Source organism: Stenotrophomonas sp. STEN056 (genome assembly GCF_056759635.1).
In genome coordinates this window covers 58,643-78,010 of the sequence record NZ_JBRRDL010000019.1, presented here as the reverse complement: position 1 = coordinate 78,010, position 19,368 = coordinate 58,643, and the positions used below count along the sequence as shown (strand labels likewise).

The 19,368-nt window shown below is 65.8% G+C and carries 22 protein-coding genes; 9 read left to right on the top strand and 13 right to left on the bottom strand.

All coding sequences use genetic code 11. The annotated features are described in order from the left end of the window. Positions 1–187: 187 nt before the first annotated feature. The 9 genes from ACVOLO_RS11655 to pdhA all read right to left on the bottom strand — a co-directional run bounded on the left by ACVOLO_RS11655 (position 188) and on the right by pdhA (position 6,922). Positions 188–949 carry an SDR family NAD(P)-dependent oxidoreductase gene (locus ACVOLO_RS11655; RefSeq protein WP_481570455.1) on the bottom strand — a complete coding sequence of 254 codons (762 nt, stop codon included), beginning with the start codon at positions 947–949 and terminating at the stop codon, positions 188–190. A 53-nt stretch (positions 950–1,002) separates the two neighbouring features. Then, positions 1,003–1,389 carry a VOC family protein gene (locus ACVOLO_RS11650; protein ID WP_481570454.1) on the bottom strand — a complete coding sequence of 129 codons (387 nt, stop codon included), beginning with the start codon at positions 1,387–1,389 and terminating at the stop codon, positions 1,003–1,005. A 29-nt stretch (positions 1,390–1,418) separates the two neighbouring features. Beyond that, positions 1,419–2,024, bottom strand: coding sequence for a DUF998 domain-containing protein (locus tag ACVOLO_RS11645; RefSeq protein ID WP_481570453.1), 606 nt, complete (start codon positions 2,022–2,024; stop codon positions 1,419–1,421). Between the two features lie 12 nt (positions 2,025–2,036). After that, entirely contained in the window at positions 2,037–2,198 is a 162-nt protein-coding gene (locus tag ACVOLO_RS11640; protein WP_481570452.1) for a hypothetical protein, read from the bottom strand. A 291-nt stretch (positions 2,199–2,489) separates the two neighbouring features. After that, positions 2,490–2,912: a hypothetical protein gene (locus tag ACVOLO_RS11635; protein WP_481570451.1), complete on the bottom strand. Its 423-nt coding sequence runs from the start codon at positions 2,910–2,912 to the stop codon at positions 2,490–2,492. A gap of 154 nt (positions 2,913–3,066) precedes the next feature. Beyond that, positions 3,067–4,410 (bottom strand): dihydrolipoamide acetyltransferase family protein, encoded by a 1,344-nt coding sequence (locus ACVOLO_RS11630; protein ID WP_481570450.1) that lies wholly within the window; start codon positions 4,408–4,410, stop codon positions 3,067–3,069. Further along, positions 4,407–4,760: an SH3 domain-containing protein gene (locus tag ACVOLO_RS11625; protein ID WP_481570449.1), complete on the bottom strand. Its 354-nt coding sequence runs from the start codon at positions 4,758–4,760 to the stop codon at positions 4,407–4,409. Before ACVOLO_RS11625 ends, ACVOLO_RS11630 begins: the two co-directional genes overlap by 4 nt. 1 nt (position 4,761) lies before the next feature. Then, entirely contained in the window at positions 4,762–5,841 is a 1,080-nt protein-coding gene (locus ACVOLO_RS11620; protein ID WP_481570448.1) for an alpha-ketoacid dehydrogenase subunit beta, read from the bottom strand. Continuing rightward, positions 5,834–6,922, bottom strand: a complete 1,089-nt coding sequence (gene pdhA, locus ACVOLO_RS11615; protein ID WP_481570447.1) for a pyruvate dehydrogenase (acetyl-transferring) E1 component subunit alpha — start codon at positions 6,920–6,922, stop codon at positions 5,834–5,836. The genes ACVOLO_RS11620 and pdhA overlap by 8 nt, the downstream gene beginning before the upstream one ends. Before the next feature lie 674 nt (positions 6,923–7,596). Here pdhA and ACVOLO_RS11610 point away from each other — a divergent pair. The 4 genes from ACVOLO_RS11610 (at position 7,597) to ACVOLO_RS11595 (ending at position 12,200) form a co-directional block, all read left to right on the top strand. After that, positions 7,597–8,457 carry a tryptophan 2,3-dioxygenase gene (locus ACVOLO_RS11610; RefSeq protein ID WP_481570446.1) on the top strand — a complete coding sequence of 287 codons (861 nt, stop codon included), beginning with the start codon at positions 7,597–7,599 and terminating at the stop codon, positions 8,455–8,457. Between the two features lie 235 nt (positions 8,458–8,692). Then, the gene (locus ACVOLO_RS11605) at positions 8,693–10,186 is read left to right on the top strand and encodes a peptide MFS transporter (protein WP_481570445.1); all 1,494 of its coding nucleotides are present in this window, start codon (positions 8,693–8,695) and stop codon (positions 10,184–10,186) included. A gap of 10 nt (positions 10,187–10,196) precedes the next feature. Continuing rightward, the gene (locus ACVOLO_RS11600) at positions 10,197–10,790 is read left to right on the top strand and encodes a thioredoxin family protein (protein ID WP_481570444.1); all 594 of its coding nucleotides are present in this window, start codon (positions 10,197–10,199) and stop codon (positions 10,788–10,790) included. Between the two features lie 363 nt (positions 10,791–11,153). Then, the gene (locus ACVOLO_RS11595) at positions 11,154–12,200 is read left to right on the top strand and encodes a hypothetical protein (protein WP_481570443.1); all 1,047 of its coding nucleotides are present in this window, start codon (positions 11,154–11,156) and stop codon (positions 12,198–12,200) included. Positions 12,201–12,299: 99 nt separating this feature from the next. On the opposite strand, the gene ACVOLO_RS11590 is transcribed toward ACVOLO_RS11595, so the two are convergent. After that, entirely contained in the window at positions 12,300–12,794 is a 495-nt protein-coding gene (locus tag ACVOLO_RS11590) for a MarR family winged helix-turn-helix transcriptional regulator (RefSeq protein WP_057634639.1), read from the bottom strand. A 173-nt stretch (positions 12,795–12,967) separates the two neighbouring features. Here ACVOLO_RS11590 and hppD point away from each other — a divergent pair, with 173 nt between their 5' ends. Further along, the gene (gene hppD / locus ACVOLO_RS11585; RefSeq protein WP_481570459.1) at positions 12,968–14,038 is read left to right on the top strand and encodes a 4-hydroxyphenylpyruvate dioxygenase; all 1,071 of its coding nucleotides are present in this window, start codon (positions 12,968–12,970) and stop codon (positions 14,036–14,038) included. Positions 14,039–14,244: 206 nt separating this feature from the next. Further along, positions 14,245–15,543, top strand: coding sequence for a homogentisate 1,2-dioxygenase (hmgA, locus tag ACVOLO_RS11580; protein ID WP_481570442.1), 1,299 nt, complete (start codon positions 14,245–14,247; stop codon positions 15,541–15,543). Positions 15,544–15,794: 251 nt separating this feature from the next. On the opposite strand, the gene ACVOLO_RS11575 is transcribed toward hmgA, so the two are convergent. After that, positions 15,795–16,325 carry a hypothetical protein gene (locus tag ACVOLO_RS11575; RefSeq protein ID WP_481570441.1) on the bottom strand — a complete coding sequence of 177 codons (531 nt, stop codon included), beginning with the start codon at positions 16,323–16,325 and terminating at the stop codon, positions 15,795–15,797. Between the two features lie 126 nt (positions 16,326–16,451). On the opposite strand from ACVOLO_RS11575, the gene ACVOLO_RS11570 reads away from it, so the two are divergent. The 3 genes from ACVOLO_RS11570 to ACVOLO_RS11560 all read left to right on the top strand — a co-directional run bounded on the left by ACVOLO_RS11570 (position 16,452) and on the right by ACVOLO_RS11560 (position 18,672). Further along, on the top strand, positions 16,452–17,045 hold the full coding sequence (locus ACVOLO_RS11570) for a lectin (protein ID WP_481570440.1): 594 nt from the start codon (positions 16,452–16,454) through the stop codon (positions 17,043–17,045). 75 nt (positions 17,046–17,120) lie between these two features. Continuing rightward, entirely contained in the window at positions 17,121–18,071 is a 951-nt protein-coding gene (locus ACVOLO_RS11565) for a calcium/sodium antiporter (RefSeq protein WP_481570439.1), read from the top strand. 82 nt (positions 18,072–18,153) lie between these two features. Further along, positions 18,154–18,672, top strand: coding sequence for a hypothetical protein (locus tag ACVOLO_RS11560; protein ID WP_481570438.1), 519 nt, complete (start codon positions 18,154–18,156; stop codon positions 18,670–18,672). Positions 18,673–18,758: 86 nt separating this feature from the next. Here the strand turns inward: ACVOLO_RS11560 and ACVOLO_RS11555 are convergent, their stop codons facing one another. Together ACVOLO_RS11555 and ACVOLO_RS11550 are read right to left on the bottom strand one after the other, a co-directional pair. Beyond that, positions 18,759–19,109 (bottom strand): Na+/H+ antiporter subunit G, encoded by a 351-nt coding sequence (locus tag ACVOLO_RS11555; RefSeq protein WP_481570437.1) that lies wholly within the window; start codon positions 19,107–19,109, stop codon positions 18,759–18,761. Beyond that, positions 19,106–19,348, bottom strand: coding sequence for a K+/H+ antiporter subunit F (locus ACVOLO_RS11550; RefSeq protein ID WP_481570458.1), 243 nt, complete (start codon positions 19,346–19,348; stop codon positions 19,106–19,108). Before ACVOLO_RS11550 ends, ACVOLO_RS11555 begins: the two co-directional genes overlap by 4 nt. Between the last annotated feature and the right edge of the window lie 20 nt (positions 19,349–19,368).

Here is a 19,368-nt window from a genome sequence, read left to right as displayed (position 1 = left end):
TTTCTCGGCCAAGGCCGCTCCTACAGGTGTCTGTTTGCTTTGTAGGAGCGGCCTTGGCCGCGAAGCCCATGCACTGCCCGGCGGTGTGTTGCCTGCAACGCGGTGATGCGGGATTGCGATTTCTCGTGTGACGGGACGCATCGCCAGCTTCGCGGCCAGGGCCGCTTCTACGGTTGCGTGTATGTGCTCAGGTGGGCAGTGATTGCCCGCCATCCACCGCCAGCACCTGCCCTGTGATCCAGCGTGCTGCCGGTGAACACAGGAACACCGCCGCACTGGCAACGTCGTCGGCATCGCCAAAGCCGCCAAAGGGAATGCGTGCACGGATCTGCGCGTAGAGTGCCGGATCTTCGCTGCGACGCCGGTCCCACAGGCCACCGGGGAATTCAATGGAACCGGGCGCGATGGCGTTGACGCGGATGCGCTCGCGCGCCAGTTCGGTGGCCAGTGCGGTCGTGTAGTAGTTCAACGCAGCCTTTGCGGCCGAGTAGGCAGTGGCGCGGGGTGTTGGCACCAGCGCGTTGATCGATGTGATGTTGAGGATGGCCGGCATCGCACTGTTGCGCAGGTAGGGCAGTACGGCGCGATTGGTGCGCACCGCTGCCATCAGGTCGATGTCAAAGCCTGCCTGCCAACTGGCGTCGTCATTGCCGTTGCCATAGCCGGAGGCATTGTTGATGACGATGTCGATGCCGCCCAGTGCCGCGGCGGCAGCCTCCACCCATTGCTGGATCTGCACGGGATCGGAAAGGTCGCATCGCTGCGTGTGCACGCTGCCGGCACCGGCTTCTTCCAGGGCAATACCGGCCTGCTGCAGCACATGCGCATCGCGCGCGCAGATGCCGACATGGGCATTGGCTTCTGCAAAGGCCTGGGCAATGGCCAGGCCGATGCCACGGCTGCCGCCGGCCACCAGTACGCGGGCATGGGCGAGGGTAGGGGAAGACATCAATGCAGCTCCAACCACGGACGATGCCGGCCATTATCCGCCGGCCGGCAGCGTTACTCCCAGGTGTTGGGGGCCGGGCCGCGTTCGGGGTGCTTCATGTGCACCACGCAGAAGCGATGCCCGGTGGGTGCTTCCATCACCCACCAGCGTTTGACGAAGCCAATGCGTTTTGCGCCCAGTGCTTCAAGCCGGCTGGCTTCGGCATCGATGTCGTCGGCTTCGATGTCCAGGTGCACGCGGGAAGCATGGCTCACGCGCTGTACTTCGACATGCAGGCCGGCGGGGGCGCCAATCAGCTCGGCGTACTGGGCACCATCGTCCTCGGTGTAGCCCGCCTCGGCGGCCAGGCCCAATGCGCGGCCCCAGAACGCAGCGGCATGGTCGCTGTCGGTGTCCTGGCAATCGATGATGAAACCGGCCAGACGGCTGCGGTGGCTCATGGCATTGCTCCTTGGGCGGGGCTTGCAGCTTATGCCTTGCCAGGGCGCGTTGCAGGTGCGGCCAAGCGCCATGCGGCGGCACACAACGTGCCGTAGACCAGCCATTCGGCCAGGCGCTGGAGCAAACCGCGCCATTCATGCAGCGGCGCCAGCCCCATCAGCACGAACAACAGCAGCCATAGGCCGGCCAGGGCGATCCACAGCATGCGGGTGGCGGGTTTGATCCGCGGTGTGGTGGCCAGCAGGACCAGCGCGAGCGTGGTGCCCAGATAGGTGAACACGCCAAGCAGGTTGTGCAGGGATTGCGACAGGCTGCCTTCCAGCGGGCAACCCAGGTCGCATGGCGCCAGTGCCGAGCCGACCCACGCCAGCGGCTCGCACAGCAGCAGCCAATAGCCGGCGCGACTGGCACCGGATACCGGCACGCGCGGTGCCATCACCCGGAGCAGCCATGCGGCCAGCAGCCCCACCGGAATGAAACCGGCCAGGCTGATCAGGCGCGCATGCGCGCTGCCGGTGGCGCCCAGTTCGCTGATGTACTGCGACATTGCCGTGTAGCCGGGCTTCAGTGCCGCGCCACCCCACAGCATGGCGGCGTACACCATTACGAACAGCACAATGAGCCGGCGTGGCATGTGCATCCGCTGTCAGTACGGTGTGGTGGACAGGAACAGTTCCACCTTGCCGCAGCGCGCGCAGGCGTACAGATCAAACTCCTCGCGTTGTACGAACAACTCCCCCAGGCTGCCGAGCAGGAACGGCATTGCCTGGGTGCCTTCGTGGAAGCGTCGGCGGCCGATGAATTCCATGGCTGCGCCCGGGCAACGCAGGCATTCCAACTGCCGGGGCGATTGCCGGGCAGGGCCGGCGTTTGCCGGTTCGGCGGTTTCAGGAGCGGGTGCGGAGCCATCCACAAACCTGCTGCAGCGCCAGCACTGACGCGCCTGACGGCCGTTGCGTCCACCACAGTGCGTACAGATCCAAGCGTCCATGGGCGTTTACCGAATCATGTTCGTGGTCAGCGGGCCCATCCTAGCGCCCGCGTTTGCGAAAGCGATGACAACGGTACGGCGCGGTGGCAGCGCCGGGTTGCGGCGGGTTCAGCCGATGGGCGGGGCGTGCAGTTCGGCGAACAGTACGTTCTGTGCCTTGCGGGCCATCGAGCGCGGCACGCTGGCCACGAAGTTGCCGCCGCTCAGGGCCATGTCGCCCTTGATGAACAAGCCGTTGATGCGCGTGTAGCTGCGGAAGGTATAGCGGCTGCCCTCGCGGCTGACTTCCAGGAACATCGGGGCGGTCAGGAAGCCCTTGCCCTTGCGATAGCGCTGGGTCTGGCCGGATTCGTTGTCCAGGTAATAGCCGTTGGCCTGCGCCCAGGCGGCTACCTTGCCCAGCACATTCTCCTCGCTGGTCAACGTGGTCTGGTCGAATGGCCGGCCGCTGTTTTTGGCCATCAGCGCCATGACGTTCAAGGCGCCCAGGCCGATCACCGCGCCGACCACCATCCCTGTCACCATTCCCATGCGTTGTGCCTTGTTGTGCCGTAAGGCACGCAAGCATGACAGCCAACGACTGCAACGGCGAGCGCACGCGGCCGCATCAGCCGTGATGGGTGATGCGGTCGACAAAAAAAGCCCGCATTGCTGCGGGCTCAAATGTTGCAGTAACACAGGGATGTCAGTTGACCAGGGCCAGGTCGTCGATCAGCGCGCGCAGGAAGCGGGCAGCTTCGCCGCCGGTGCAGGCGCGGTGATCGAAGGTGACCGACAGCGGGATGACCTTGTGCGTTTCCACGCCGCCCATCACCGGGGTGAGCTGGAAGCGGGCACGACCGGCAGCGACGATGGCCACGCACGGCGGTACCACCACCGGGGTGGCATAGCGGCCGGCGAACATGCCGAAGTTGGACAGGCTGATGGTGTAGCCGCTCAGTTCCGACGGCGCGATCGAACGGTCTTCGACCTGCTGGCGCAGGCGGTTGATGCCTTCGCGCACGCCGCGCGCATCAAGCATGTCGGCATTGCGCAACGCCGGCACGAACAGGCCGTCGTCGGTGTCCACGGCAATGCCGATGTCCACCTGCGCATGCAGGGTGCGGGTGAGGTTGTCACCGTCGAACCAGGCATTCATGGCCGGCACGGCCTGGCAGGCGCTGACGATGGCGCGGACCAGGCGCGAGGTCATGTCATTGCCCGGTGCCCAGGCGTGGATGTCGGCGTCATCACTCAGCGTGGTCGGCACGACCTTGCTGTGCGCATCGGCCATCACCCGCGCCATGTTGCGGCGCACGCCCTTCAGCGGTTCCGGCTGGCCCTTGGCAACCACGCCCGGAGGCGCGGTACGCATCGGCTTGCCAGCGGCGGACAGCGGGGTGCGGGTGGCTTCGACGCGTGCTGCGGGCGCCGGAGCGACCACGGCACGCGGCGCTGCTGCCGGCGCGGCGCCGACCTTTGCAGTGCCGGCTTCGGCCGCCTGCTTCACATCATTCATCGTCACCGCGCCTTCGGCGCCGGTGGCGCGCACGCGGGCCAGGTCCACGCCCAGCTTGCGTGCCATCGCACGCACCGCCGGCACGGCCTTGACGCCACCGACGGCCACGGCCTGCTCGGTGTGCACGGCATTGGAGCTGACCATCGCGCCGACCACGGTGCCTTCATCGGCGCGTTCGGCAGCGGCCGCTGCCGGAGCTGCGGCAGGAGCGGCCACAGGTGCGGCCGGTGCCGGTGCGCCGTGGTGATGGCCGGTGTCCTGGCCTTCGGCACGCTGCGGCAGGTTCGGGTCAAGCTCGAAGCTGGCCAGCACATGGCCGGTCACCACGATGTCCCCCGCGGCACCCGCCAGCTTCAGCACCTTGCCGGAGACCGGCGAGGGCACTTCCACCACGGCCTTGGCGGTTTCCATGGCCACCAGCGGTTCGTCGAGCTTGATCACATCGCCTTCCTTGACGAACCACTCCACGATGGTGGCGTCCGGCAGGCCTTCGCCCAGGTCGGGCAGGTTGAAATTCTTGGTCTGGCTCATGTGCAGTTCTCTTCCAGCAATTCAAGTTCGCGTGCCGGCAACCAGCCCTGCGCGCCGTCGGCGCGTTCGGACCACCACCAGCCACCATGTTCGTGATGCAGCCGCACCTGTTCGCCCCGGTCCACATCCAGTTCGCGAGCACTGTAATCGCGCAGCGCCTCGGCGCGGCCGTCATCCAGTGGTTGCAGCCAGGCCACGGGGGCCCAGCCGGCGCTGCCTTCGTCGGTTTTCACCCAGGCGAAGGCCGGCCATTCTTCGTCGCGCACGCCCAGTTCGACAATCTGGCCGGCGCGGAACTGCAGTGGATTGGGGTACTGGCTGCGGTGGCTGCCATGCAGGCGCGCCCGCATGTCAGCCCGCCGCTACCGCGCGCTTGGCCGCCGCCACAATCCGCTCCACGCTTGGCAGGTACTTCATCTCCAGGCGGAACAGCGGAATGTGGGTGTCGTAGCCGGTCACGCGCTCGACCGGCGAGAGCAGGTCGTACATGGATTCCTCGGCCAGGCGTGCGGCAATTTCGGCACCGAAACCCGCGGTCTTCGGTGCTTCCTGCACGATCACGCAGCGGCCGGTCTTGGCCACCGACTCGGCGATGGTGGCGAAATCCAGCGGGCGCAGCGTGGCCACGTCGATCACTTCGGCACTGATGCCTTCGCCGGCCAGCTTGTCGGCTGCTTCCAGTGCTTCCTTGACCTGTGCGCCCCAGGTGACCAGGGTCACGTCGGTGCCGTCACGCAGCACGAAGCACACGTCCAGCGGCAGTGCCTCGCCATCATTGGCGACCACTTCCTTGTACTGGCGATAGATGCGCTTGGGCTCCATGTAGATCACCGGATCCGGCTCGCGGATCGCGGCCAGCAGCAGGCCGTAGGCGCGCTGCGGGCTGGACGGCAGCACCACGCGCAGGCCCGGCACGTTGGTGAAGATGGCTTCGTTGGCCTCGCTGTGGTGCTCCGGTGCGCGGATACCACCGCCCCACGGCACGCGCAGCACCATCGGGCAATGCAGGCGGCCACGGGTACGGTTACGCAGGCGTGCGGCGTGGCAGATGATGTGGTCCACCATCGGGTAAACGAAGCCATCGAACTGGGCTTCGGCCACCGGCTTCATGCCCTGTGCGGCCAGGCCGACGGTGAGGCCGGCGATGGTGGTTTCGTCCAGCGGGGTATCCAGCACGCGCTGTGCACCGAACTGCTGCTGCAGGCCGGCGGTGGCGCGGAACACGCCGCCGTTGACGCCCACGTCTTCGCCCAGCACCAGCACCGAGGGGTCGTGTTCCATTTCCCAGGCCAGCGCCTGGGTGACGGCTTCGATGAGGGTGATCGGGGTGGCGGTCATCGGGTTGTCTCCGCTGTTGCTCGCCGCGCTGTGCGCGACGCCGTGATCGTGGCTGGCCGGGGTGACAGGGGTGTTGCGCTTGATGTCATCCATGGCGCTGCTCCAGGGCGATGGCGGCGGCGCGCTGGGCCAGCAGATCCGGCGGCGGGTCGGCGTAGAGGAAATCGAACATCGCCTCGACCGGCTGCACCGGGCAGTTGAGGTAGGCGTTGACCTCCTCGTCCACGCGGGTGCCGCATTCGGCGATCCAGTTCTTTTCTTCTTCCTCGCTCCACACGCCGGCGGCGGTGAGGTACTTGCGCAGGCGGATCAGCGGTTCCTTCAACCAGGCCGCCTTCACTTCGGCGTCGTCGCGGTAGCGGCGGGCGTCATCGGCGGTGGTGTGGTCTGACAGGCGATAGGTGAGGAATTCCAGCACCGTGCCGCCCTTGCCCGACAGCGCACGCTCACGTGCCTGTTCCATGGCCGCCAGCACGGCGATCAGGTCGTTGCCGTCCACCTGCAGGCAGAACAGGCCGCCGGCCAGGCCCTTCTGGGCCAGGGTTTCGGCGCCGGTCTGGGCCGAGCGCGGTACCGAAATGGCCCAGCCGTTGTTGACGATGCACATGATCAGCGGCAACTGGTAGGCGCCGGCCGAGTTCAGTGCGGCGTAGAAGTCGGTCTTGGAGCTGCCACCGTCGCCACAGACGGTCACTGCCACCTGCGGCATGCCGCGCAGCTTGAACGACAACGCCGAGCCGGCTGCGTGCAGGCACTGGGTGGAGATCGGCACGCAGATCGGGAAATCGCGGACCGCATCGCTGTCGCGGGCATAGTCGCTGCCACGCTCGTCGCCGCCCCAGTACATCAGCACGTCGCGCGGGCGCACGCCGCGCATGAACATGGCGCCGTACTCGCGGTAGCTGGGGGCGAACACGTCGCCGCTCTTCATGGCCGCGCCGATGCCGACGTGGGCCGCTTCGTGGCCCAGGCAGGAGGCGAAGGTGCCGAGCTTGCCGGTGCGCTGCAGCGCCACGGCCTTGGTGTCGAACACCCGGGTGGCCAGCATCTGCCGGAACATCGGCAGCAGCGCACGGGGGTCGCGCAGCGACTCGGGGAGGTCATTGCGTACCAGGGTGCCGTCGACATCCAGGTACTGCAGGTATTCGATTTGGAACTGGGCGGAAACCGTCATTGCAGCAACACCTTGAACAGATGGTTTCAAATGATAGGAATTGCACATGGTAAGGACTCAGTCCGAAAAAGCTGTCCTGCGGCGCAGCACGATTGACCGTGCAAGGACTGCGTTCGTTCCATGGGCTGTGCGTTGACCGAGCAAACACAACGTATTCAGTCGGCTGGCGCGGGGCCGGGGCATTGTCGCGCCGGTTGCCGATGCAAGTGTTCTGATTCCGTTTGCGCGGGCGAAGGGTACGCGGACCACCCGAGCGAGGGTGGGGGCTTCATCAAGGAGGGAAGCGCTGGGACTCTTCCCGTCCTCGTGCACCGCGCCGGGGGAGCGGGCAGATGCAGTTGGGGCAGGCAGGCTTTTCCCCCTCCCTTGCGCACAGCGCAGGGGAGGGGCGGGGAGGGGTGCTGTTGCTGCTGTGGTTGCTGTTTGCAGATGCGCATTCGGAGCCAACGTCAAAAGAACCCCTCCCCAGCCCTCCCCTTCACCTGCGGTGAAAGGGAGGGGGCAGGAGCGGCGAGTCATGCTCGGCAGGGGCGTCACCGGGAAGGCTGTGGCGGAACAAGGCTCCGCTCCGCCGCATCTGCACATTGATGCGGCCCCGAACCCACTGCGCACTCGGTTCCCGTGCCAGCCCCGCGCTGCGTTACGCTTTGCGCCCCGCGCAGATGGCAAGGCCGATGACCGTAGAGAAAAACCAGCGTGAGCTTGAAGCAGGCATACACACCGACCTGCAGGGCCGGCTCACCTATGGCGGCTACCTGCGCCTGGACCAGCTGCTGTCGGCCCAGCAGCCGCTGTCCAACCCGCCGCACCACGACGAGATGCTGTTCATCATCCAGCACCAGACCTCGGAGCTGTGGCTGAAGCTGCTGGCCCACGAGCTGCGCGCCGCGCGCGGCCATATGCAGCGCGACGAAGTCTGGCAGTGCCGCAAGGTGCTGGCCCGGGCCAAGCAGGTGCTGCGCCTGTTGACCGAACAATGGGCGGTGCTGGAAACCCTCACGCCCTCGGAGTACATGGGCTTCCGCGATGTGCTGGGGCCGTCCTCGGGCTTCCAGTCGCTGCAGTACCGCTATATCGAATTCCTGCTGGGCAACAAGAACGCCGACATGCTTGCCGTGTTCGCCTACGACCCGGAAGGGCAGGCACAGCTGCGCGAGGTGCTGGAAGCCCCCAGCTTGTATGAGGAGTTCCTGAGCTACCTGGCGCGCTTTGGCCATGCCATCCCGGCAACCTATGAAGACCACGACTGGACCCAGCCGCATGTCAGCGACGCGGCCCTGCGCACGGTGTTCGAGAACATCTACCAGGACACCGACCGTTACTGGCGCGAATACTCGCTGTGCGAGGACATGGTGGATCTGGAAACCCAGTTCCAGCTGTGGCGCTTCCGCCACATGCGCACGGTAATGCGGGTGATCGGCTTCAAGCGCGGCACCGGCGGTTCCAGTGGCGTGGGGTTCCTCAAGCAGGCGCTGGAGCTGACCTTCTTCCCGGAACTGTTCGAGGTACGCACCAGCATCCGCGCCGACGCCTGAGCCCGCCCCGCTGCGGTGGCGGCACCGCCGGTGGCCGGCCTGGGCCTGAAAATTCAACGCATTCAGTATGTTGCGACCGCAGCATGATGAGCCCGGCGCGGCACCGGCCGGGGCACGGCCGGTGTGGCTGCGGTGCAATGTGGATTTGACGTGAAGCCGACGCTTCGGTGATCCTCGCCCGTCGCGCCGGTTCCGGCCGATTTCTTTCGACGCAAATTATTCAGGGGACACCCGCATGAGCGCTGCCGCGCCGAATTCCGCAACAAACCCGGCGCCCGTGCCGGAGTTCACCAACCTGCTCGGCCATCCACGCCCGCTGTGGATGCTGTTCATGACCGAATTCTTCGAGCGGTTTGCCTTCTACGGCATCCGCTGGGCATTGACGCTGTACATCGTCGCCCAGTTCTCCGAGAGCCAGGCCGGTGCCAGCAAGCTCTACGGCGCCTACCTGGCGCTGGTGTACGCGGCAGCCCTGTTCGGCGGTTTCGTCGCCGACCGGATCATCGGCTACCAGCGTTCGATCCTGATCGGTGCGGCGGTGATGTCGCTGGGCCTGTTCCTGATCGCCATTCCCGACGACCAGGTATTCCGTATCGGTCTGGCCACGGTGATCGCGGGCAACGGCCTGTTCAAGCCGAACATCTCCAGCATGGTCGGGCAGCTGTACGGCATCAACGACTCGCGGCGTGATTCGGGCTTCACCATCTTCTACATGGGCATCAACGCCGGCGCGCTGATCGCCCCGGTGCTGACCGGCATCCTGGCCGAGAACGTGTTCGGCACCGAAGCCATGCCGGCCTACAAGTACGTGTTCATCGCCTCGGGCATCGGCATGCTGATCAGCCTGGTGTGGTTCTGGTTTGGTCGTCGCCAGCTCGGTGATGTCGGCAAGCCGCCGGCCGGTGGTGAGGGCATCGGCCGCACCATCGGTGTGTTGGTCGGTTCGCTGGTGGCCGTGCCGGTGGCCTATGCGCTGCTGTCCATCGACGCCGGCATCCTGGGCTGGATCCTGGGCGCGCTGTTCACCGCGCTGTGCGTGATGATCCTGGTCGAGGGCATCCGCGAGGGCAAGGTGGCCCGTGACCGTGCCATCGCCATGTTGATCATCTTCGTGTTCAACGTGCTGTTCTTCATGTTCTTCGAGCAGGCGGGCAGCTCGTTCAACTTCCTGGCGCAGAACATCGTCAACCGCGACCTGGGCGGCTGGACCTTCCCGATCGGCTGGTTCCAGTCGGTCAACTCGGTGGCCATCCTGGCCCTCGGCCCGATATTCGTGTGGCTGTGGACCGCGCTGGGCAAGGCCAACCCGTCGATCCCGCGCAAGTTCGGCCTGGGCCTGATCTTCAACGGCCTGGCCTTCCTGCTGCTGATGTACGCGCTGTCCTCGCTGGTCGACGGCGCCGGCAAGATCCCGTTCTGGACCTTGTTCATGGTCTACGTGATCCAGACCGTCGGTGAGCTGTGCTTGTCGCCGATCGGCCTGTCGATGACCACCAAGCTGGCACCGCTGAAGGTCGTCGGCCTGGCAATGGGCGGCTGGTTCCTGTCCACTGCCATAGGCAACAACCTGTCCGGCATCTTTGCCGCCGTGGTCAGCGGTGAGAGCGGCATGACGGTGGAATCGGCCCTGAAGGGCTACACCTTCGGCTTCTGGTCGCTGCTGGGTGCAGGCGTGTTGCTGTTCCTGATCGCCCCGCTGGTGCAGAAGCTGATGCACGGCGTGAAGTGAGGAAACAACGATGAAGCTCCTGTTCGGCGTGATCCCCGTGTTGCTCACCGTGGCACTGGCCGGCTGCAACCCGCCGCCGGCACCGGCACCGGAAAAGGTGCAGCCACTGGACACGTCCGAGCAGAAGGCGCCGGTGGCTGACACCAGCCAGCCGGTGGCCTCGGGCAATACCCCCACTGCGGCGGATATCGCCGCGGTGGCGGCGCTCAACGCGCAGTTCGACCCGGCCCGTGACCCGGCCGCCGACCTGGAAACGGCCAAGGTCGAGGCCCAGCGCGGCGGCAAGCGGATCATGTTGGATGTGGGTGGCGAGTGGTGCTCGTGGTGCCACCTGTTGGATGCCTTCATGGAAGGCGACTCGGAAATCCGCCGCTTCCGCGATGCCAACTACGTATGGATGAAGGTCAACTACAGCGAGGACAACGAGAACACCGCGTTCCTGTCCGGCTTCCCCGAGATCAAGGGCTACCCGCACCTGTTCGTGCTCGATGGCGAAGGCCGGCTGCTGCACTCGCAGTTCACCGCCGAGCTGGAGAAGGGCAAGGGCTATGACCGTGCCAGGTTCTTTGCCTTCCTCAAGGAATGGGCACCGCCGGCGGAGTAAGCCGGCCATGCTGCAACCAGTGACGGCGCCCACGGGCGCCGTTGTTGTTGGTGGTGTTTGCTTTGCTCCCTCCCTTGCGCAAAGCGCAGGGGAGGGTTGGGGAGGGGTCTCTTCAGCTTTGCTTTCCCTGCTTGGCGCAGTGCGTCTGTGTGCCTCGTGCCGATCCCATTCCTCGCCGCATCCCATTCTTTTCGCAGGAGTAAGGAGTGAAGCGTCGGATCGCCAAACCTTTATTTCCACGTCGCGCGGCCGCTAACGGATCAACCTCTTTTGTCCGGCAGCTTGCCGCCACCGCCCATGCAGCCTGTTGCCAGTACCGCATCCAGCACCGCCGCAGCCCCCGTGCCGCAACCGGCTGGGGCCATGTTGCCCACGGTGGAGGAACTGTTGGACGATAGCCCGGCAGCAGATGAGGTGCCGCCACCGTCGCGCCTGCCGCAGGCAGCGGTGCCGCCGAACATCATGTTGCAGGCGGCGGTGACGCGGTTGGTGGAGCAGAAGGAGCAGGTCGATCAGTTGGCCCGCAACGGGCTGCTGGCCGGGTTGCTGCCGTCGGAATGGAGCACGTCGCCCGGCAATGAACTGCGCGCCTTCGTTGCCTCGGTGGTGCCGTTTGCCTCGGACAGTGCGCGCGGTGAAACCATCGCGGCGCGGGTGCCGCTCAAGTTCCTGTTGGGCCATTCGCAACGCTGGGGCAAGCGGGATGTTGCCGAGCCGAAATCCCTGGCGGCGTATCTGGGCAGCGATGACCGCTCGGTTCCGGGCAATGCCGACCTGGCCGAAGTGATGCTGCTGTCGCCGCTGGGGCTGGCGTGGGCGCACGCCGGGCGCGGGCGGGTCGGTTTCCTGCGGGCGATGGGCGTGGAGAGCCTGGCCGCGCGCGTCACCGCGTTGCCGTATCCGGCGGCGGAGCAGTTGGCTTTGTATATGGCGGAGTGCGATGGCACAACGCAGGTGTGGTGCGTGCTGGACAAGCGCAGGCTGCGCACCGTGCCGGTACCGTCACTGACCGTGCCGCTGCTGACCGCTTATGGCGTTGCTGCGCCAGAGCCTTGGCCTTCCAATTGGCCTGATCCGGCCGAAGTTGGCGTCGAGCTGGCGCGTGCTCGCAGTGGCAAGGCCATCGTCGAGGTGGATCTGGTCAAACTTGTGGACAAAATCAGGCGTGACCTGGCGGGTGAGAGCTGGAGCGCCGCAAGCCTGATGCAACTGCACACCTGGGTGCCGCGCTGGCGCTTTTTCCTCACCTCGTTCATCGGCCTGCCCGCCGCCTTGCTGCTGATCGCGGCGCTGGCGCTGCCTGGCCGCGTTGAAGCCGCGGCGGTTGCGGCGGCGCTGGGCTTTGCCGGTGGCGCCATTGCCGCGCTGGCCGCGCCGTGGATCCATGCGCGACGCAAGCACCTGAGCTGAGCGGCAATGCGGTAGCGCAGGTCCATGCCCGGCCAACGTTTCAGCGGGACGGTTGCTGCGGCGTGAGGCCGCGTGCCGTGTGCGCTGTTGCCGCCCGGCTCAGCCTTCGGCCATGCGTGACAGACCGGCTTCGGCCAGGCGCGTGATCAAACGCTCCAGCACCTGCTCTTCTTCCTCGGTCAGCACCGACATCAGGCGGCGGTCCATCTCAATGACCATCGGCGCGATGGTCTCGTAGACCTCGAACCCCGCCGCCGACAGCGCCAGCACCGAGCGACGACGGTCGTCCCCATGCGTCTCGCGCTTGATGAAACCACGCTCCAGCAGGCGTGCCACGGCGCGGCTGACGGCCACCTTGTCCATCGCCGTGCGCTCGGATACTTCGCTGGCCGAAGAGCCCGGATACAGCGCCAGGATGGTGATCACGCGCCACTCGGGAATGGCCAGGCCGTAGCGTTCGCCGTACAGCCGGGCGATGTTGCCGCTGACCCGGTTGGACAGCACGCTGATGCGGTAGGGCAGGAACTGCTCCAGATCCAACAGGACATTTGAGGCCCGGATGCTGGTGGACTTGCTGTAGTCGGAAGAACTCATGCTGCAGTGCACCTTGATGGTGGTTTCATGTGAAACTATAACCTTCGACACTGATCCGCAATATCGTGCGGATCTCCCTGTTTTCCTGTCGCCGCTGTTGGGCGGCGGTCACGCTCCGGAGGCAACCCATGAACACCCAAACCCACGCTGCAACCCACGCGCCCAACCTGGGCATGCAGGTCACCACCTTTGAAAACCCGATGGGTATCGATGGTTTCGAGTTCGTCGAGTTCGCAGCGCCGGCTGGTCAGGCAGACCAGCTGCACGCGTACTTCCGGAACATGGGGTTCACGGCCGTGCTCCGCCACCGGCAGCGTGCTATTACCGTCTACCGTCAAGGCGGCGTCAACTTTCTTGTCAATGAGGAGCCGGACTCCTTCGCCGCCGACTTCGCCGCCAAGCACGGCCCCTGCGCCTGCGGCTTCGCCATCCGCTTCCAGAAGCCTGCCGCCGACGTGCTGGCCGCCGCGCTGGGCAACGGTGCCGAGGAAGTGACCCTGCTGGCTGACACGCGCGCGGTGCCGGCGCCGGTGATCAAGGGCATCGGCGATTGCATGCTGTACCTGGTGGACCGCTATGGCAGCAACGGCAGCATCTACGACACCGACTACGTGCCGGTGGAAGGTGCCGACCAGAATCCGAAGGGCTTTGGCCTGACCTTCATCGACCACCTGACCCACAACCTGTACCTGGGCAACATGCAGCAGTGGTCGGATTACTACGAGCGCCTGTTCAACTTCCGCGAGATCCGCTACTTCGACATCAAGGGTGCCAAGACCGGCCTGGTGTCCAAGGCGATGACCGCGCCGGACGGCATCGTGCGCATCCCGCTCAACGAATCGTCCGACCCGAAGAGCCAGATCAACGAATACCTGGACGCCTACAAGGGCGAGGGCATCCAGCACATCGCCTGCTTCACCGACAACATCTACGACACCGTCGAGGCGATGCGCGCGCAGGGAGTTGATTTCCTGGATACGCCGGACACCTACTTCGACGTGGTCGACCTGCGCATTCCGAACAACGGCGAAGACGTGGAACGCCTGCGCAGGAACAAGATCCTGATCGACGCCGACCCGGAAACCAAGCAGCGCAAGCTGCTGCAGATTTTCACCAAGAACTGCATCGGCCCGATCTTCTTTGAGATCATCCAGCGCAAGGGCAATGAAGGTTTTGGCGAAGGCAACTTCCAGGCCTTGTTCGAAAGCATCGAGCGCGACCAGATGAGCCGTGGTGTGCTGTAAGGCTTCTGCTTGAAGCCCTTGCCTGAGCCCCTCTCCCGCCTGCGGGAGAGGGGTTGGGGTGAGGGCAAGCCCTGGCAGTTGCTGTTGATTTCCGCGGCAACCGGATCAGCCTGTTGCTTTAGGATCACGTCAAACGCTTCCCCTCACCCCAACCCCTCTCCCGCGCGGGAGAGGGGCTCACAAGCAACATCACAGGCAGGTTCGCGATGGTCAGCAACGGTTATCAATCCGGCTTCGGCAACGAGTTCGCCACCGAGGCGGTGCCCGGCACGTTGCCGGTGGGGCGCAACTCGCCGCAGCGTGTGGCGCATGGGCTGTATGCCGAGCAGTTGACCGGCAGTGCGTTCACCGCGCCGCGCGGCAGCAACCGCCGCAGCTGGTTGTATCGCATCCGCCCGGCGGTGATGCACGGTGAGTTCACCCCGTTCGCGCAGCCCAACCTGCATGGTGAGTTCAGCCACGCGGCGGTGTCACCCAACCAGTTGCGCTGGGATCCATTGCCGCTGCCAAGCGCACCCACCGACTTCATCGAAGGCCTGTACACGATGGGCGGCAATGGCGCGCCCGAGGCACATACCGGCGCCGGCATCCACATGTATGCGGCCAATGCCGACATGCGCGGCCGCTACTTCTACAACGCCGATGGCGAGTTGCTGATCGTGCCGCAACTGGGCCGCCTGCGCCTGCGCACCGAGATGGGCGTGATCGATATCGAGCCGCAGCAGATCGCGGTGATTCCACGCGGTGTGCGCTTTGCCGTTGAGCTGCCGGATGGGCAGGCGCGGGGTTATGTCTGCGAGAACTTCGGCGCATTGCTCAAGCTGCCCGACCTCGGCCCGATCGGCAGCAATGGCCTGGCCAATCCGCGTGACTTTGAAACGCCGGTCGCCGCCTACGAAAACCTCGAAGGCCAGTTTGAACTCATCGCCAAGTTCCACGGCCGCCTGTGGCGTGCGGACATCAACCATTCGCCGCTGGACGTGGTCGGCTGGCACGGCAACTACGCGCCGTACCGCTATGACCTGCGCCGCTTCAACACCATTGGTTCGATCAGCTACGACCACCCGGATCCGTCGATCTTCCTGGTGCTGCATTCGGCCAGCGACACGCCCGGCACCAGCAACATGGATTTCGTGATCTTCCCGCCGCGTTGGCTGGTGGCGCAGAACACCTTCCGCCCGCCGTGGTTCCACCGCAACATCGCCAGCGAGTTCATGGGCCTGATCCACGGCGCCTACGACGCCAAGGCCGAAGGCTTCGTGCCGGGCGGTGCATCGATGCATAACTGCATGAGTGGCCATGGCCCGGATGCGGCGACGTTCGACAAGGCATCCAATGCCGACCTGTCCAAGCCGGACGTGATCACCGAAACCATGGCCTTCATGTTCGAAACGCGCGGTGTCATCTGCCCCAGCGAGCAGGCCATTGCCGCCGCGCATCGCCAGCGTGGCTACCAGGCATGCTGGAGTGGCCTGCGCGACAACTTCACCCCGCCGAAGGACTGAAGCCGCGCGGCGCCAATCATGCCGCGCAGACCGTATCCGGCTCGTAGGCTGGGATGAAAATTCCAACTGCAGCCGATTGTAGGAGCGACCTTGGCCGCGAAGCCGGCCCTGCATCCGTTACCGACCGCCCGTCGTGAAGCATTCGTAGATGGCGACCTTTCGTTGAACGGAAGCGCCATCTGCTTCGCGGCCAAGGCCGCTCCTACCGCTATGGGCCGTAGGCTGGGGCGAAATCCCATCAACACGACTGCCTACGTCGGCTGCGCCACGTTCTCATCCATTGCTGCCAGATGCGTTTCGGGCACGACTTCCTGCAACCGCGCACGCACGCGCTGCGCGTAGCCGTCGGAGGTGATGGCCGGCAGGTGCGCCAATGCCAGCTGCAAGGCGTTGAGGGTGTCCTCTTCCTCGCGCGTGGCCTGCAGCACCTTGTGCAACTGCGCGGCAGTCGGGTTGCGCTGCAGCGCCAGGATGTCCAGCAGATAGATGCGCGCGGCCACCATGGACCGTCGCCGCTCCACTGCCAGGGCGGGCGTAGGCGCAGGCGAGGCTGCGGCTGCAGGCACCGCGGCGGGGACAGCAGGCGCGTCCGAAGCATCCAGATATCCGCTGCGCTGCAGTTCGGTGATCAGCGCCGGGGCATCGCTGCCCAGCAACATGCTCAGTTCGGCCAGGCTGCGCTTGCCGTCGCACAGGATCAGCGCACGACGCTGGCGCAGATCCAGCGGGGCCCGGTGGGCCTGCAGTACGGTATGGGCGAGTTCGGTCTTGCGCGGGTGCATGATCGGGCGAGGCGACAGCGCGGGGGCCCCAGCCTGCAGCGCCCAGGTGAAAGTTCGATGACAGCTCGCACGGCGACAACCCGCTTGTGGTTAGACTCGGCCCCGGTTTCCTTCTGGAGTGGCCGCATGACCCGCATCGCCTTGTCCTTGGCCGTCTTTGTCCTCGCGCTGGCGGCCTGCAACCGCACCCCAGCGCCTGCCACGTCGCCGCAGGAGGCAACGGCCGGCCCACAGGCGGGTTCGGCACCTGCACCGGCTGCCGGCGCGGTAGCGGCAAGCGACGCAGATTGGCAGGGCTATGGCCCGGCGCAGCTGGGCGTGGATGCCGAGCAGCTGGCCACCGCGTGGGGCGCGGAACTGCAGGGCGATGCCGCGGCCGATGGCGGTTGCTACTACCTGCAACCGGCCGGGCAGGGCGAGGGCGGTGTGGCCTTCATGATCGAATCGGGGCAATTCGTCCGTTACGACCTGCGCAGCGCTGCGGTGGCCGCCCCGGGCGGCGGCAGGGTCGGGCTGGATCTGGCGCAGCTGCAGGCGTTGTACCCGCAGGCCCAGGCGCCGCAGCCGCACAAGTACGTGGAAGGCGGCCAGGTGCTGCGCGTACCGGCCGCCGATGGCAGCCAGGGGGCATTGGTGTTCGAGCTGGCAGCCGACGGCAAGGCGACCGCCTGGCGGGTGGGGCTGCCGCCGCAGGTGGACTATGTCGAAGGCTGTGGCTGATACGCTTTGCCAGACCAATTCACTGGCGCGGTGTGCTCATGACACCCGCGCGACCGTCGCCGGGAGAGACGTGTGATGTTTGAAGCCATCGTGTGGTTCGTACTGGGGCTGGTGCTGCTGGCACTCGGCGGCGATTCCATCGTCAAGGCCGCCTCGGGGTTGGCCCAGCGATTCGGCGCGTCGCCGTTTGTCGCCGGCTTGTTGCTGGTGGCGTTCGGCACCTCGTTGCCGGAGCTGGTGGTCAACGCGCGCGCGTTCGCGGTGGGTGCGCAGGAACTGGCGCTGGGCAATGCGGTGGGCAGCAACATTGTCAACGTCGGCCTGACCCTGGCGCTGGCCGCATTGGCCTACCCGCTGGTGGTGCGCACGCGCCTGCTGTCGCCGCTGCTGGTGCTGCTGGCGGTGGCGACGCTGGCGTTGATCGTGTTCGGGCTGGATGGCGCCATCAGCCGTATCGAAGGCATCGTGTTGCTGCTGGGCTTCGTGGCGGTGTTGGCGTTCGTGCTGGCGCGGGCGCGCCGCGAGCCGGTTGAGTTGCAGGAGAGCATTGCCAACTACGCCACCACCCGCACCGTGCTTGGCCTGAACATCATCCGCGTGGTCATTGCCGCCGTGGTGCTGTACTACGGCGCGCGCTGGGTGGTGCAGGCCGCGCCGGTGATTGGCGCCGGCTGGGGCATGTCGCCGCTGCTGGCCGGCCTGTTGCCGGTAGCCATCGGCACTGCCCTGCCGGAAGTGGCCGCCGCAATTGCCGCCGCACGTCGCGGCCAGGGCGACATGGTGGTGGGCCATGTCATCGGTTCCAGCCTGTTCAACATTCTGGTGGTGATCGGCGGCATGGCCGCACTGCGGCCGATGCCGTTGCCGGCCTCGTTCGTGCGGCTGGAACTGCCGGCAGCCATCGTGTTCGTGCTGATGCTGTACCCGATGCTGCGTGGCGACCTGAAGATCACCCGCGGCGAAGGCGGGGTGTTGTTGGTCGCGTTCCTGGCGTGGGTGGGGCTGGAGCTGGCGCTGCTGTATTGAATGCAGCGGGGCCGTCTTCACTCGGGAGCGGCGTAGACCGTAAGGCAGGCTGCAGGCTTTGCAGCCTCGGATCATTCGGGACATGGCCATGCGAGCACGGTTCGTTACAGCCCTTCTCTTGTTGCTGATGTGCTTTCAGGCCCCCGGTTCTGCGCAGACTGTCGGGGACATTGAAGCCTGGGAGCAGCTGGGGCGCAGGGAGCTTGCTGCCTTGCCGGCCGTGGTGCGCGCTTATGCCAACGCGACGGGTTGCGCCGTGTTGTTCGATCCAAGGAACGTCGTGCGCTGGGATGGCGAGCCGCGGGAAGTTCGTTATCTGGCACTCGTTTCAATGGATGTCGGCTGTGCCGGTGGCAGCAGGAGCTGGCGCTCTGTATTCATCGCCGTGACAGAGGGGGCTTCCAGAAGGCTGTTCGTTGCCCCGGAGTTTTCCGGGGAAACACCCCTGGAGTTTCCCCAGGCCATGGATTCACTGGTGAATACGGAAGATGGTGTGCGCTTCACGGGAAGGGCTTGGCAGCCCGGTGATACGGACAACCGGCCTTCGTCAGATGTTGGGGGAAGGGTGATCTGGTCGGGAAGTGGCTGGACCTCCCGATAGTCCGCGAACCAGCGGTCGGATCAATGCTGCGTAGCTGCCCATGGCTTGGGCCAGGCTGCGCCCCTTGCCGGAATCCGGCGCCACCATCACGGCTGCGGTGCGTCAGCCTGGTCTGATTTGCCTTTCGGCGGCTCCGGGCGGCTTTCCATCATCAGCGACAGCGCGGCCTTGGCCATCAGGTGGGCGCTGATCGGCGCGGTGATGAACAGGAACACGGTGATCAGCAGCTCGCGTGGCTGCGGGTCCGCGCCCAGGAAGATGTGGTACGCCACCGAACACGCCAGCACGCAGCCCACGCCCAGCGTGCTGGCCTTGGTTGGTGCATGCAGGCGCTTGAAGAAATCGGAAAAGCGCACCAGCCCCAGTGCACCCACCAGGATGAAGAAGGTGCCGAAGGCGAGCAGCGCCGACAGCGCGATCTGCAGGAAAGTAATCATTCGACGATGTCCCGGCGCAGCACATATTTGCTCAGCACCACGGTGCTGCCGAAGCCGAGCATGGCGATCACCAGCGCGGCCTCGAAGTAGATGGCCGAATCCAGATACAGGCCAAACAGCATCAGCTCGGCAATGGCGGTGACCGACAGCGTGTCCAGCGCGAGGATGCGGTCGGGCACGGTCGGGCCACGCAGCAGGCGCCACAGCGACAGCAGCATCGCCACACCGACCACATGCATGCACACCACGACGGTGGTTC

Coding starts and splice junctions, on each gene's coding strand:
- pdhA (WP_481570447.1), bottom strand. CDS start 6,922: ATGACGGTTTCCGCCCAGTTCCAAATCGAATACCTGCAGTACCTGGAT.
- ACVOLO_RS11625 (WP_481570449.1), bottom strand. CDS start 4,760: ATGCGGGCGCGCCTGCATGGCAGCCACCGCAGCCAGTACCCCAATCCA.
- ACVOLO_RS11650 (WP_481570454.1), bottom strand. CDS start 1,389: ATGAGCCACCGCAGCCGTCTGGCCGGTTTCATCATCGATTGCCAGGAC.
- ACVOLO_RS11620 (WP_481570448.1), bottom strand. CDS start 5,841: ATGGATGACATCAAGCGCAACACCCCTGTCACCCCGGCCAGCCACGAT.
- ACVOLO_RS11565 (WP_481570439.1), top strand. CDS start 17,121: ATGTTTGAAGCCATCGTGTGGTTCGTACTGGGGCTGGTGCTGCTGGCA.
- ACVOLO_RS11560 (WP_481570438.1), top strand. CDS start 18,154: ATGGCCATGCGAGCACGGTTCGTTACAGCCCTTCTCTTGTTGCTGATG.
- ACVOLO_RS11555 (WP_481570437.1), bottom strand. CDS start 19,109: ATGATTACTTTCCTGCAGATCGCGCTGTCGGCGCTGCTCGCCTTCGGC.
- ACVOLO_RS11645 (WP_481570453.1), bottom strand. CDS start 2,024: ATGCCACGCCGGCTCATTGTGCTGTTCGTAATGGTGTACGCCGCCATG.
- ACVOLO_RS11570 (WP_481570440.1), top strand. CDS start 16,452: ATGACCCGCATCGCCTTGTCCTTGGCCGTCTTTGTCCTCGCGCTGGCG.
- ACVOLO_RS11640 (WP_481570452.1), bottom strand. CDS start 2,198: ATGGAATTCATCGGCCGCCGACGCTTCCACGAAGGCACCCAGGCAATG.
- ACVOLO_RS11655 (WP_481570455.1), bottom strand. CDS start 949: ATGTCTTCCCCTACCCTCGCCCATGCCCGCGTACTGGTGGCCGGCGGC.
- ACVOLO_RS11600 (WP_481570444.1), top strand. CDS start 10,197: ATGAAGCTCCTGTTCGGCGTGATCCCCGTGTTGCTCACCGTGGCACTG.
- ACVOLO_RS11550 (WP_481570458.1), bottom strand. CDS start 19,348: ATGCATGTGGTCGGTGTGGCGATGCTGCTGTCGCTGTGGCGCCTGCTG.
- ACVOLO_RS11610 (WP_481570446.1), top strand. CDS start 7,597: ATGACCGTAGAGAAAAACCAGCGTGAGCTTGAAGCAGGCATACACACC.
- ACVOLO_RS11575 (WP_481570441.1), bottom strand. CDS start 16,325: ATGCACCCGCGCAAGACCGAACTCGCCCATACCGTACTGCAGGCCCAC.
- hppD (WP_481570459.1), top strand. CDS start 12,968: ATGCAGGTCACCACCTTTGAAAACCCGATGGGTATCGATGGTTTCGAG.
- ACVOLO_RS11635 (WP_481570451.1), bottom strand. CDS start 2,912: ATGGGAATGGTGACAGGGATGGTGGTCGGCGCGGTGATCGGCCTGGGC.
- ACVOLO_RS11605 (WP_481570445.1), top strand. CDS start 8,693: ATGAGCGCTGCCGCGCCGAATTCCGCAACAAACCCGGCGCCCGTGCCG.
- ACVOLO_RS11630 (WP_481570450.1), bottom strand. CDS start 4,410: ATGAGCCAGACCAAGAATTTCAACCTGCCCGACCTGGGCGAAGGCCTG.
- ACVOLO_RS11590 (WP_057634639.1), bottom strand. CDS start 12,794: ATGAGTTCTTCCGACTACAGCAAGTCCACCAGCATCCGGGCCTCAAAT.
- ACVOLO_RS11595 (WP_481570443.1), top strand. CDS start 11,154: ATGTTGCCCACGGTGGAGGAACTGTTGGACGATAGCCCGGCAGCAGAT.
- hmgA (WP_481570442.1), top strand. CDS start 14,245: ATGGTCAGCAACGGTTATCAATCCGGCTTCGGCAACGAGTTCGCCACC.